The organism is Fluviicola sp., from assembly GCF_030151805.1.
Taxonomy (GTDB): Bacteria; Bacteroidota; Bacteroidia; order Flavobacteriales_D; family Crocinitomicaceae; genus Fluviicola.
This window is the reverse complement of record NZ_JASLCN010000214.1, coordinates 1-11922: the sequence shown is the minus strand read 5'-3', so window position 1 is coordinate 11922 and position 11922 is coordinate 1. Positions and strand designations below refer to the sequence as shown.

Sequence of the window (11922 nt, the reverse complement as noted above, 5' to 3'; positions counted from 1 at the left end):
GAAAAAACCAGGTACTCCTTCCCTGAGAAAGGAACTCATTGCCTTTTTTGTGATCATTCCGCTTTTCGTATTGATCGGTCGCGGCGGAATGGGTCTGCGTCCTATTTCTTCTATTGACGCAACGCTTTATACCCAACCTGAAAACTCGGCACTGGTTCTGAATTCCGCTTTTACATTGCTCAAGTCCATTGGAAAAGATGATCTGACGGAGCAACATTATTTCCCGGAAAAAGAAGCCGATCAATTATTCAACCCGGTCAGAATCAGTGAACCGCAGCATATTTTGCCCGACGGAACCAATGTGATGATTATTATGCTGGAAAGTTTCGGAAACGAATGGGTTGGGAAGTTCAATCATGCCACTTCCTTCACTCCTTTCCTGGATTCTCTTTTGGATAAAAGCTGGTATTTCGAATACGGTATTTCAAACGGGAAAAAGTCTATTGAGGCAGTTCCGACTATTTCGGCTTCAATGCCCACGTTGATGGATAACCCGTATATTTCTTCGGCTTATTGCAACAATCAAATTGAGAGTTTACCGGGAATTCTGAAGAAACACGGATACAGCACCGGATTCTATCACGGAGCAACAAACGGTTCTATGCGTTTCAACAGTTTTGCTTCCCAACTGGGTTACCAGGAATATTTCGGTCGCTTCGAATACAACAACGACAAGCATTTTGACAAAACCTGGGGAATACTGGATGAATATTTCAATCCATGGACTGCCAGACAATTAACCAAAATGAAGGCGCCGTTCATGGCAAACTTGTTTACGCTGTCTTCGCACCACCCGTATTTTGTTCCTGAAAAATGGCGTTCGGTTGTCAAAAAGGGTTCTCACCCGATTGCCAAAAGCATTCATTACGGTGACATCAGTTTGCGCAAGTTTTTCGAACAGGCTGAAAAAGAACCATGGTTCAAAAAGACCTTGTTTGTGATTGTTGCAGATCATACACCATCAAGCAATAGCGAATTGTATAATCAGCGGACGGAAATGTACCGCATTCCGATTGCTTTTTATGATCCGAGCGGGAAATTGCCGCGAAAACGCGAAAAGGCAATCTTTCAGCAGGCAGACATCATGCCGACCGTATTGGATTTAGTGAATATCAAAACCAAATATTACAGCATCGGGAACAGTTATTTCTCGAAAGAACCACGGGAAGCCATTACCTATCTGGAAGGCGCTTACTACTATTTCCGGGGAGATAAACTGCTGGTTTACTCCAATGACAAAATCCGAAGCCTGGTAAATTTTACGATTCGCACTGAAAATCCTCAAAATCTCTTACCTTCAAAAAAAGAAGAGGCTGAAAAAATGGCAAAGCGCTTGAAAGCCATCATCCAAAGATATAATCATGATTTAATCCATAATCAGACGGTTGTTCGATGAAAAAGAGAATTCGTTTCATAATTAACCCGATTTCAGGTGGTGTGAAAAAAGCAAAAGTTCCTCAGATGATTGAGGAGCATTTGAATCACGACCTGTTTGATTATGATATTGCGATTACTCAATACAAGCAGCACGCCAAGTCCATCGCGATGGAATCGGCACAAGAAGGAATTGACATTGTTTGCGCGGTTGGCGGCGACGGATCTGTTCACGAAGTGGGAACTGCACTCATCGGAACCAAATGTCACCTGGCAATTATTCCCACCGGATCGGGAAATGGTCTTGCAAGGCATTTGAAAATTCCATTAAAAACGCCCCTGGCTATTCAAAACATCAACGAACTCAACAGCATCCGGATGGATACGGGACTTGCAAACGACAAACCTTTTCTAGGAGTTGGCGGTTACGGTTTTGATGCTTTTATCGCCAAGCGTTTCGACGAGTATCACATCCGCGGATTCTGGGGATATACACAATTGGTTTACGAGGAATACTTTTCGTACAAGCCGCCCAAAATGAAAATTCAACTGGCAGACCAAACCATCAAAGGAAATTTCCTGCTGTGTTCCATTGCAAATTCGTCCGAATTCGGAAACGGTTTTTGTATTTCGCCCAAATCCAATGTCACTGACGGGCAGATGGAGCTGGTTTTACTCAGTAAATTTTCCTGGTGGCGAACGATGGGAGTTATCGGACGGTTTTTCTTCAAGAAGATCGAAGGGTCGCGATACATCAAAATCATCCCGTTCCAGAAAGCACGTATTACACTGGATGTTCAGCTTGCACATTACGACGGTGAACCATTCGATGTGCGCAAAGAAATAAATATTGAAATCGTTCCGTCGAGTCTTTCCGTTTTATGCGGTAAAGGATACCTGGAACTCATAAAAGAAAACCCTAAAGCAGAATAATATGTTTATTGAAACTGATTTGGAATCCGTGTTGGCTCATTTGAACAAGTTAACACCAGAAACTAAGCCCGAATGGGGTCAAATGTCTGCTCAACGAATGGTTGAACATTTAACGGACACTTTACGCATTGCAACAGGTGAAAATCCGCAGGTGCTGCTGATCCCCGAAGAGAAAGTGGATCGGATGGTAGCATTTTTATACACAGACAAACCCATGGCCAAAAACATGGAGGTTCCGTTTGCAAAAGCTGGTACTCCGCTTCGACATGAAGAACTGGAACTGGCAATTGATGAATTTGTAGAGGTTTACCTGGAATTTCAGGAATTGTTTGCTGAAAATCCGGAACTGAAAACAGTTCACGCTTTTTACGGTCCTTTGAATTACGAACAATGGGATTTGCTGCACAAAAAGCATTTGACGCATCATTTCACGCAATTCGGAATCCTGTAAACGGAATGAAGAACACATAACAAAAAGCCCTTCTATCGGTTGACGGAAGGGCTTTTCTATTTAATTCACCTTTTTAGCAGGCTCTTTTTTCGGTTCTGTTTTCGGCTTTGTACCGGTTGTGGTGGTTGTTTTTGTTTCTGCTTTGGCTTTCTCTCCTGTTTTAGCAGGTTCTTTTTTCTCCTCTTTCTTAGGCTCTGCCTTTTTGGTTTCTGTTTTCTTTTGAGGCTCCTGTTTTTTTGCTCCTTCTTGCGCATAGGATACAACAACAGTTCCCATTACAGCGACTAAAATCAATACTAACTTTTTCATAGCGATTATAATTTATTGTTTTGAAGTACACAATTTAATTATTCGCTCCGAATCCACCAAATAAGCAGACAAAACATTCTACATAAAGTTTATTAAAGTTTCTAAAAAAGAAAAGTCCTCCGGGTGGAGGACTTTATATTAATTCGCTTTCTGGATTTTCTCTTCTTTTTTGCGTTCTTCTACTTTGATCGTTTTCTGCTTCACAGGTGTTCTTCGTTTCGTTTCCGTCTTTTTCGGATCTGTTTGTTTCGTTCCATCCTGTGCATGAGAAACAACTGCCGTTCCCATCAAAGCGACGAAGATCAATGCTAAATTTTTCATAATTCTTTTTATTTATGTGTTTTACAATTTATATGCCAAGTCCAAATATATTAAAATGTACACGTTTAAAAAGGTAAAAAGGGTTAAATTACGCGCGTTTTGAAAAGATACCAGGGTAATTGGTTGCCATTTGGCAAATTGGCGAATTGGCAAAAAAGGTTCGGTAAGTTTTCCGCTCAAATACTTTGAACTCTTTGTATATTTGAATTCGAAACGACAAATTCATGGTTCAAGCCTTTAAACATCATTGGACAGGTATAGAACAAGTAGTCGGAGCTTTATTCAAAGGAAAGTTTTTGCTCTACTTTATACCAGGATTAATTGTAGGATTAATCTACCTCTATTTTCAATTTCAGGCCAGACGCATGATGGCTATTGCACACATGGGCGATGATATTCCGTTGGTCGGAACCGCAATTTCATGGTTGGCAGACGGTGTTTTCAGTATTTTCGACCTGATTGTATCGGAGTTTTACAAATTTGTAATCCTGGTCGTTTTATCACCTGTAAACTGCATCCTTTCTGAGAAATTCGACAGTTATCTGACAGGAAGAGAATACAAATTCGACTTCATTCGTCTCATGAATGATTTCCTGAGAATGATCCTGATCGTTATCAGCGCTTTATTACTAGAATACATTTTCCTTGCCGTTTGGTGGATATTTTCCTGGATTTTACCGGATTTCATCGGTGAAGCGATGTTCTTCCTGATTGCTTCATTCTTCGTAGGATTTTCATTCTATGACTACAGCATGGAGCGCTACGGATTGAACTTCTTTAAAAGCTGGGGACTTGGTTTCTCTAAAATGAGCTACATGCTGATCACCGGAGCAATTTTTACGCTGATGATCAAAATTCCGGTAATCGGAATCATTGTAGCGCCGGTATTCATTTCCATGCTTTCAACAGCAGTTTATGTCCTTCTGAAAATCGGTGACAAAAGTCCCGCAATTCAAAATAAAGATCAATTAGATACTTAAAACAGTCAAGCATGAATGATTTATTCTCATCCTTCCAAACAAGTTCCAAAGAAGAATGGATTGCTATTCTCAAAAAGGAATTAAAGGGTGAATCAATCGATACATTAAACAAATTCAACCGGGTTGAAGAAATTACTTTTCCCAGTTATTTTCACCGGGAAGATCAGCAAAATGCGTTCTCAGATCCCGGACTAGCTCCTTATACCAGGGGAATCCAACCAAAGAATAACGATTGGACGATTGCAACCAGTTTTCGTATCACGGATGAAAAAACATCCAACCTGGAAATTATTTCGGCATTGATGTCGGGAACGGATCATTTGATTCTGGAAGCCGGCAGTAACGAAGCAATCAATTTTGAAATCCTGCTTCAGGAAGTGGGCCTTTCTTTCATTCATACAACTTTTCGTGCAAGATCGGTAGAGCAGATCAGCAGCTTCCTGGAATTTACAAAAGATGCATCCGTACTGATCGAATACCAACACAACGAAACATTACTTGGAAAAGCAGCAGCTTTCAGCAAGCCCAACGTTAAACTTTTCCAAATCGATGCTTCTTCCGTGCAACAAGCAGGAGGAACAACCTGGCAGGAATTGAGCATTGCACTTGCTGAAGGACACGACATTCTGGTCAAACAACTCGATTTGGGAATTGATCCTGATACAGCAGCAGCAAATATTCACTTTACGTTCGGAATCGGGAGTAAATACTTTTTCGAACTGTCGAAGATCAGAGCATTCAGAACCTGCTGGGCAAAAATCGTTCAGGCATATAATCCGAAACATACGTGTTCACTTGCAGCAACCATTACTGCACGCACCACTTTTGTGAATGTGAGTCTGAAAGATCCGTATACCAATTTATTGCGTCAGACAACAGAAGCCATGTCGGCAGTTTTGGGTGGAATTCAACATTTGAATATTCAGCCTTACGATTGGTATTCTCAGAAACCAAATACCGTTTTCACCCGAAGAATGGCAACGAATATTTCCTTGCTTCTCAAAGAGGAATCATATCTGCAAATTGTGGCCGATCCGGCCGGAGGTTCCTACGCTTTGGATTCATTGACTGAAACAATTGCCGAACGCGCCTGGAGTTCATTCCAATGGATCGAACGAAACGGTGGAATCTCAGATCCGGAAGTACGAAAAACACTGAGCTCCGAAATTGAAGAAAAAGCAGGGATGCGCGGCAACGAGGTCAAAGAAAAAACTGAAAAACGAATCGGGATCAACATCTTTCCGAACCCGGAACAAATAAACACTAACTGGACAGCTATTCCCGCATGCTGGAATAATTTGAATCCGCTAATTTTAGAAGAAATCGTATGAGTATCCGCAAATCATTTGAAAACGTATCATTCCATTCCGATACTTTAACCGGATCTGCAGAGAAGGGTACTTTCACAACTCCTGAAAAGATTGAGTTGTCTGCTTATTACAACGCAGACGACCTGAAATCTGTTGAGCATTTAGGTTTTATCAGCGGAAAGGCTCCGTTTTTAAGAGGTCCGTATGGTTCGATGTATGCCATTCGCCCATGGACAATCCGGCAATATGCAGGGTTCTCAACAGCAGAAGAATCCAATGCTTTTTACCGCAGAAACCTGGCAGCTGGTCAGAAAGGACTTTCCGTTGCATTCGACTTAGCGACTCACCGCGGTTACGATTCGGATCACGAGCGCGTGGTTGGCGACGTAGGAAAAGCCGGTGTTGCCATTGACTCCATTCTGGATATGAAGATTCTTTTCGATCAGATTCCCTTGAATGAAATGTCGGTTTCGATGACGATGAACGGGGCCGTTCTCCCGATCATGGCATTCTACATCGTTGCGGCAGAAGAACAAGGCGTGAAACAGGAAGAACTTTCCGGAACGATTCAAAATGACATTCTGAAAGAATTCATGGTCCGGAATACGTATATCTACCCTCCCGTACCGTCGATGAAGATCATTGCGGATATTTTTGCTTATACCGCGGAAAAAATGCCGCGATTCAACTCCATTTCTATTTCGGGCTACCACATGCAGGAAGCAGGAGCAACTGCCAGCATCGAATTGGCTTACACCTTAGCTGACGGTTTGGAATACCTGAGAGCGGGAATCAACGCAGGAATGGATGTAGACATCTTTGCACCTCGTTTGAGCTTCTTTTGGGCCATCGGGATGAATCACTTCATGGAAATCGCCAAAATGCGCGCAGGACGACTCCTTTGGGCAAAATTGGTTTCTCAGTTCAACCCGAAAAATGAAAAGTCGCTTGCTTTACGCACGCATTGCCAAACTTCCGGATGGAGTTTGACCGAACAGGATCCGTTCAATAACGTAGCGAGAACGTGTATCGAAGCAATGGCGGCAGGTTTCGGAGGAACACAATCCTTACATACCAACGCACTCGATGAAGCTATCGCTTTACCAACCGATTTCTCTGCACGAATTGCGCGTAATACGCAAATTTACCTGCAGCAGGAAACCGGAATGACAGATATTATTGATCCCTGGGGAGGAAGTTATTATGTTGAAAAACTGACCCAGGAATTGGTCGATGAAGCGTGGAAACTGATTCTTGAGGTAGAAGAACTGGGCGGAATGGCGAAAGCCATCGAAACCGGAATTCCGAAAATGCGGATCGAAGAAGCTGCAGCGCGCAAGCAGGCACGTATTGATGCAGGGAAAGATATTATTGTAGGTGTAAACCGCTATCAACTGGAAAAAGAAGATGCAATCGACATCCTGGAGGTAGACAATACCAAAGTGCGCGAATCCCAATTGGAGCGCCTAAGGGTATTGCGTGAAACACGGAATCCGGAACGTGTAAAAGCAGCTTTGGATAAATTGGCTGAAGCAGCAAAAAACGGAACAGGAAACTTATTGGAAATCGCAGTAGAATGTGCACGTGAAAGAGCTTCTTTAGGAGAAATTTCCCAGGCAATGGAAGCAACTTTCGGAAGACATCAGGCAACAATCCGTTCAATCAGCGGTGTTTATTCAGCGGAAAGTATGAGTGATAAAGATTTTGAACAAGCCAAAGCTTTGGTAGAAACATTTGCCAAACTGGAAGGAAGAAGACCACGGATCATGATTGCCAAAATGGGTCAGGACGGACACGATCGCGGCGCGAAAGTCATTGCAACATCCTTTGCCGATATCGGTTTTGATGTGGATATAGGACCTCTGTTCCAAACGCCGAAAGAAGCTGCAAAACAAGCAGTGGAAAACGACGTGCATGTATTGGGAGTTTCATCTCTTGCAGCCGGGCATAAAACCTTGGTTCCGCAAGTCATTGAAGAACTGAGATTATTGGGAAGACCGGATATCATGGTTGTTGCTGGCGGAGTTATTCCAGCCCAGGATTATGATTTCTTATACAACGCCGGAGTATTCGGAGTGTTTGGTCCGGGAACAAAAATTTCGAAAGCTGCACAGAAGATTCTGGATTTGTTGATTGAAAGTGCAGAAGATTAATTCCGAATGATCAAAATTCGGAATTCTTTCAGAATCAAATACGTTAATTCTGAAACATTTTTCAAGCAATTCGATATCAAGGGAATAATAAAGGGGATTTTGTAAATCTGTAACGAAACTTTTATTTAAAGTTTTCGTACATTCGGCATAGTTATTGGTTTTATCCTTTCAACGAAATTAAATATTATGAGAAAGCTTGTTCTAATTGGTGCTCTACTTACTACGAAATTACTTGTTGCCCAAGCACCGGAATATAATGATTTACGGATTCTATATGCAGACGGTGATTACGAAAAGTTAGTTCGTGCATCGGAAAAATATGTTTTAAGTGATAAAACGAAAAGCGACGCGCTTCCGCACATGTGGATGGCTCGCGGTCTGTATAAAGTTTCTTTGAGCGGATCAGCCGACGAAAAGTATAAAAACGCTTACAAAGAGGCAATCGGCGAAGTGGGCAAGAGTATCAAATACGATAAATCGGGTGATGTTCAGACTGAATATGCGGAGTTCTTTGATGAATTCAAGAACAGTTTGGTGGAAATGATCCGAAATGAAATCGAAGTTCCGGATTACAAAAAAGCTGCAACATGGGTCTTGAAATACTTCAAAATCAACATGACCAGTATCGGAGCAAAATACCTGGACGGAGTTTGTAAATACCGCAATTCGGACAAAGGAGGCGCGAATACCGCATGGAAAGAAGCGGAAACGTTGTTGAAATCTGTAAGTGATATTGATTCCTGGTCGAAAGCGGAAAAAGACCTGTTGATGATGGGAGTTATCCAGACGGCTGAGTGCTACATTTCCAGCAAGCAAGTTGATAAAGCAAAAGCTGTGATGAGTAAGGTAGCTCAATGGTACGAAGGAAACGAAGATTTCAAAACGAAATACGACGAAATCGTCAACTAACGAATAGAAGACAAAATAAACGAAGACTCTGACACATCATCAGGGTCTTTTTTTTGACTCATCCAAACCTGCTATTAACATTCGCGAGAGGATATCTCTTCCGTTCCCTTCGAAAATCATGAAACAGAAGTTCCTATCTTTAGCTCATGAAGAAGTATCTGCTCATCTTTAAGAATAAATACATCCTGGCAATGACCATTTTCATGGTGTACAATTTGTTCCTCGACGAAGTGGATATTTTTACCATTGTGAATCAAAATAAAAAGCTTTCGACTTTGCGTTCTACCCAATCGGAAATGAAACTGAAACTGAAAGAAACCAAGTATATTCTTTCGCAGATCAAAGACTTGTCTTACCTGGAAAAGCTGGCCAGAGAAGATAAAATGTTCAAGAAAGACGACGAAGATATTTTTGTGATCACCTATAAATAAATTGAAAATGGAGAATGTAAAAGTGAAAAATTAGCAAGTCTCCTTTTCAATTCTCAATTTTACATTTTCAATTATAACCGCTAGTCTATTTCCGCAATCTTAGGGCGCTGATTGAAATATTGCTGCTCGACGTAATTTACCACTCTTACTCCCGGAAAATAATACAAGGCAATCTGCACGTAGCTGAATCCGTATTTCGCCATTTTCATAGCTCCTTCCTGGCATAATCCTACTCCATGTCCGTAACCTCTTCCACGCAAAACGACATCGGTTCCTTCCGGATAACAATTGAAAAAAGTGGATTTCAGCTTAAAATGCTCCCGAATATCTCTCAGGGGAATTCCCAGCCACGGGTATTGGTAAAAAGCATAACGATCGGGCTGATTAAACGTATAAATCATTGGTCCCAGAACCGAATCATTCACCGGGTAATGAAAGGTCGTAACCAGGTATTCCAGCCATTCGGTTTGAGGAATGCGTTTTTCCCAAACAGCTTGTTTGGTATAAATGCAAAATGTGTCCTTGAAGGTACTCAGATATGGAATCTTGTTATTCCAAACGTAATCCGGCTCAGAAGTTTGTCCGCCGCAATTGGCGTGAAAATACGCATCTACCAGTTGATTGTTCTCATCCACCATGACCATTCCTTCTGTTTTTAAAACAGCGGTATCAATCGTCGGATTCAAACGCAATTGATTGTGATACGCCTGGCAATGCGTTCTGTCGCAAAGATCAAAACCTTCTTTCTGATGGCGGGTTTTATATTTCAACGCATAAGTCCGGCTCATCAAAGCCTGAACTTTGTAATATTCGATTTCTCTTCCGCCCCCGCCTTCCGATTCAACGACTCCGCTCAGGTAATTATTGATATCGACCAGGTTCACGATGGTTAAAGCACCGTTTTGAGCGATAATCTCCACATCGTCCTTGTATTTCCGTTCTTTCGTTGTGGGTGTTTTAGTTGAATAAACCAATGATTGATTGAGTTTCGTTGCGACCAATACCACTTTCGAAACCACCGCCACTTCTTTCACCCCGATTTTGAGTGAAATTTTGTTTCCGGTTGTTACGGACAAATCGGCAAATTCACTTGGAAGCAAGGTTGCATAAAGGGTTGTATCTCCAAAAACATTGTAACTCCCGTCAGAATACGCGAAAACGATTCGCTGAACGGAATAATCGCGCAAAACACCAATCCGCATTTGTTGGGAAAATGCAAGAACCGGAAAAATAAACCCTATGAGCACAAGCAAGCGCAACATCCTACAAAATTAGTTCCGTACCAAATGGAAATCGGCTCGGACTCAAATAGTTTTCAACAAGGATTGTGCAACTTTTTTCGAAGCGCCTCCTTTTCCAAGCATCATCTTTAATTTTGAGTAGCCTTCCAGTATCTGTTCGCGCTTCTTTCCGCCTTTTACAATAAGCGAAAGTTCTTTGGCAAGATTTTCTGTCGTGCAGTCATTTTGAATCAGTTCTGCAACCGCTTCCTTATCCAAAATGAGGTTCACCAACGAAATGTATTTCACTTTGACCAATCGTTTTGCAATTTGGTACGAAATCGCATTTCCGATGTAACACACCACTTCCGGAATTTCGAATAATCCTGTTTCCAAAGTAGCCGTTCCGGACGTCACCACAGCTGCTTCCGATTGTTGCAGCAAAGGATAGGTTTTTCCGTAAACAATATCGACTTTTTTATCTCCGATCAGTTCTTTGTACACGGAAATATCCATGTTCGGTGCTCCTGCAATGACAAAATGGTATTGCGGAAACAGATCCACCAAAGGAAGCATGATCGGTAGTTTGGTTCTCAATTCCTGCTTGCGCGAACCGGGAAGCATGGCAATAATCGGTTTATTTTCCGAATTGGAGGAAATAACGAGTTCCTGTTTCGGCTGCGACTGATATTGTTCGATTTCATCCAGCAAGGGATGCCCGACGTATTCTATATCGTACTTGTATTTCTTGTAAAAATCAACCTCAAAAGGCAGAATACAGAACAGTTTGAACACATCTCTCCGAATTTTATGCACCCGGTTTTCTTTCCAGGCCCAAACCGTCGGAGATATGTAATAATACACTTTGATGTTGTTCTTTTTCGCCCATTCCGCAATGCGCATATTGAAGCCCGGATAATCAATCAGCAGCAAAGCATCCGGTTTGAATTTCAGAATATCTTCTTTGCAAAAACGGATGTTTCTCAGGATGGTAGGAAGGTTTTTCAATACTTCCACAAAACCCATGAAAGCCAGATCGCGGATGTGTTTCGCCATTGTTCCGCCAACAGCCTGCATTTTATCGCCTCCCCAAAAACGAATGTTTAAATCCGGTTCCTGGGCCAACAGTTCTTTCATGACATTTGATCCGTGCAGATCTCCGGAAGCTTCTCCCGAAATGATATAGAGTTTCTTCCCCATTAACGCAGAAAATTGACGTATAAAATGAATGGAAGGTGCAAGGCCGAACCAATGATGATTCCACGTGCCAGGTCATAGCGTTCTCTATTTAGAAAAAAATAGAACCAAACGAGATTCGGAATAATGGAGAGCGAAATAAATTTGCTCATAACAGCCGGATCACTGAAAAATTTACTCCACAATACAGAGAAGTAAAAATTTCGCGCCCAGGCTATAACCAATATTGTTAATGGAACAATGATAAGCGGAGAGATTGCCCCGATCGCCGTTCCGACCGTTACCCGTACATTCCAGGTGAATTTTCGTTTCATTTAAAATAGCTTTTTTAAAT

The 11922-nt window shown here is 41.9% G+C and carries 13 protein-coding genes; 8 read left to right on the top strand and 5 right to left on the bottom strand.

Annotated elements, in window-relative coordinates:
* From Q1V93_RS08100 to Q1V93_RS08090, 3 genes are all read left to right on the top strand, one after another.
* Positions 1–1396 (top strand): LTA synthase family protein (locus Q1V93_RS08100; RefSeq protein ID WP_300663595.1); only part of this gene is annotated, 1396 nt, incomplete at its 5' end.
* Positions 1393–2307, top strand: coding sequence for a diacylglycerol kinase family protein (locus Q1V93_RS08095; RefSeq protein ID WP_300663593.1), 915 nt, complete (start codon positions 1393–1395; stop codon positions 2305–2307). The genes Q1V93_RS08100 and Q1V93_RS08095, both read left to right, overlap by 4 nt.
* 1 nt (position 2308) lies before the next feature.
* Entirely contained in the window at positions 2309–2758 is a 450-nt protein-coding gene (locus Q1V93_RS08090) for a DUF1569 domain-containing protein (protein WP_300663591.1), read from the top strand.
* A gap of 60 nt (positions 2759–2818) precedes the next feature.
* On the opposite strand, the gene Q1V93_RS08085 is transcribed toward Q1V93_RS08090, so the two are convergent.
* Both Q1V93_RS08085 and Q1V93_RS08080 read right to left on the bottom strand, forming a co-directional pair.
* On the bottom strand, positions 2819–3067 hold the full coding sequence (locus tag Q1V93_RS08085) for a hypothetical protein (RefSeq protein ID WP_300663589.1): 249 nt from the start codon (positions 3065–3067) through the stop codon (positions 2819–2821).
* A 138-nt stretch (positions 3068–3205) separates the two neighbouring features.
* Entirely contained in the window at positions 3206–3388 is a 183-nt protein-coding gene (locus tag Q1V93_RS08080; protein ID WP_300663587.1) for a hypothetical protein, read from the bottom strand.
* Between the two features lie 224 nt (positions 3389–3612).
* Here Q1V93_RS08080 and Q1V93_RS08075 point away from each other — a divergent pair, with 224 nt between their 5' ends.
* The 5 genes from Q1V93_RS08075 to Q1V93_RS08055 all read left to right on the top strand — a co-directional run bounded on the left by Q1V93_RS08075 (position 3613) and on the right by Q1V93_RS08055 (position 9171).
* Positions 3613–4368 (top strand): hypothetical protein, encoded by a 756-nt coding sequence (locus Q1V93_RS08075; protein WP_300663585.1) that lies wholly within the window; start codon positions 3613–3615, stop codon positions 4366–4368.
* Positions 4369–4379: 11 nt separating this feature from the next.
* The gene (locus Q1V93_RS08070; protein ID WP_300663583.1) at positions 4380–5699 is read left to right on the top strand and encodes a methylmalonyl-CoA mutase family protein; all 1320 of its coding nucleotides are present in this window, start codon (positions 4380–4382) and stop codon (positions 5697–5699) included.
* Positions 5696–7831 carry a methylmalonyl-CoA mutase gene (gene scpA, locus Q1V93_RS08065; protein ID WP_300663581.1) on the top strand — a complete coding sequence of 712 codons (2136 nt, stop codon included), beginning with the start codon at positions 5696–5698 and terminating at the stop codon, positions 7829–7831. The genes Q1V93_RS08070 and scpA overlap by 4 nt, the downstream gene beginning before the upstream one ends.
* A gap of 186 nt (positions 7832–8017) precedes the next feature.
* Positions 8018–8740 carry a hypothetical protein gene (locus Q1V93_RS08060; protein ID WP_300663579.1) on the top strand — a complete coding sequence of 241 codons (723 nt, stop codon included), beginning with the start codon at positions 8018–8020 and terminating at the stop codon, positions 8738–8740.
* Between the two features lie 146 nt (positions 8741–8886).
* Complete coding sequence (locus Q1V93_RS08055) at positions 8887–9171, top strand: hypothetical protein (protein WP_300663577.1); 285 nt, start codon at positions 8887–8889, stop codon at positions 9169–9171.
* Between the two features lie 80 nt (positions 9172–9251).
* Here the strand turns inward: Q1V93_RS08055 and Q1V93_RS08050 are convergent, their stop codons facing one another.
* From Q1V93_RS08050 to Q1V93_RS08040, 3 genes are read right to left on the bottom strand one after another with little or no spacing between them, the layout of a single operon-like run.
* The gene (locus Q1V93_RS08050) at positions 9252–10433 is read right to left on the bottom strand and encodes a SpoIID/LytB domain-containing protein (protein ID WP_300663575.1); all 1182 of its coding nucleotides are present in this window, start codon (positions 10431–10433) and stop codon (positions 9252–9254) included.
* 42 nt (positions 10434–10475) lie between these two features.
* Entirely contained in the window at positions 10476–11591 is a 1116-nt protein-coding gene (gene lpxB / locus Q1V93_RS08045) for a lipid-A-disaccharide synthase (protein ID WP_300663573.1), read from the bottom strand.
* A complete protein-coding gene (locus Q1V93_RS08040) occupies positions 11591–11902 on the bottom strand; it encodes a hypothetical protein (RefSeq protein WP_300663571.1) in 312 nt (103 codons plus the stop codon). The genes lpxB and Q1V93_RS08040 overlap by 1 nt, the downstream gene beginning before the upstream one ends.
* Between the last annotated feature and the right edge of the window lie 20 nt (positions 11903–11922).

What these genes read in the sequence shown, in the direction of transcription:
- Q1V93_RS08095 (WP_300663593.1), top strand. Translation starts at nt 1,393, where the DNA reads ATGAAAAAGAGAATTCGTTTCATAATTAACCCGATTTCAGGTGGTGTG.
- Q1V93_RS08090 (WP_300663591.1), top strand. Translation starts at nt 2,309, where the DNA reads ATGTTTATTGAAACTGATTTGGAATCCGTGTTGGCTCATTTGAACAAG.
- Q1V93_RS08085 (WP_300663589.1), bottom strand. Translation starts at nt 3,067, where the DNA reads ATGAAAAAGTTAGTATTGATTTTAGTCGCTGTAATGGGAACTGTTGTT.
- Q1V93_RS08080 (WP_300663587.1), bottom strand. Translation starts at nt 3,388, where the DNA reads ATGAAAAATTTAGCATTGATCTTCGTCGCTTTGATGGGAACGGCAGTT.
- Q1V93_RS08075 (WP_300663585.1), top strand. Translation starts at nt 3,613, where the DNA reads ATGGTTCAAGCCTTTAAACATCATTGGACAGGTATAGAACAAGTAGTC.
- Q1V93_RS08070 (WP_300663583.1), top strand. Translation starts at nt 4,380, where the DNA reads ATGAATGATTTATTCTCATCCTTCCAAACAAGTTCCAAAGAAGAATGG.
- scpA (WP_300663581.1), top strand. Translation starts at nt 5,696, where the DNA reads ATGAGTATCCGCAAATCATTTGAAAACGTATCATTCCATTCCGATACT.
- Q1V93_RS08060 (WP_300663579.1), top strand. Translation starts at nt 8,018, where the DNA reads ATGAGAAAGCTTGTTCTAATTGGTGCTCTACTTACTACGAAATTACTT.
- Q1V93_RS08055 (WP_300663577.1), top strand. Translation starts at nt 8,887, where the DNA reads ATGAAGAAGTATCTGCTCATCTTTAAGAATAAATACATCCTGGCAATG.
- Q1V93_RS08050 (WP_300663575.1), bottom strand. Translation starts at nt 10,433, where the DNA reads ATGTTGCGCTTGCTTGTGCTCATAGGGTTTATTTTTCCGGTTCTTGCA.
- lpxB (WP_300663573.1), bottom strand. Translation starts at nt 11,591, where the DNA reads ATGGGGAAGAAACTCTATATCATTTCGGGAGAAGCTTCCGGAGATCTG.
- Q1V93_RS08040 (WP_300663571.1), bottom strand. Translation starts at nt 11,902, where the DNA reads ATGAAACGAAAATTCACCTGGAATGTACGGGTAACGGTCGGAACGGCG.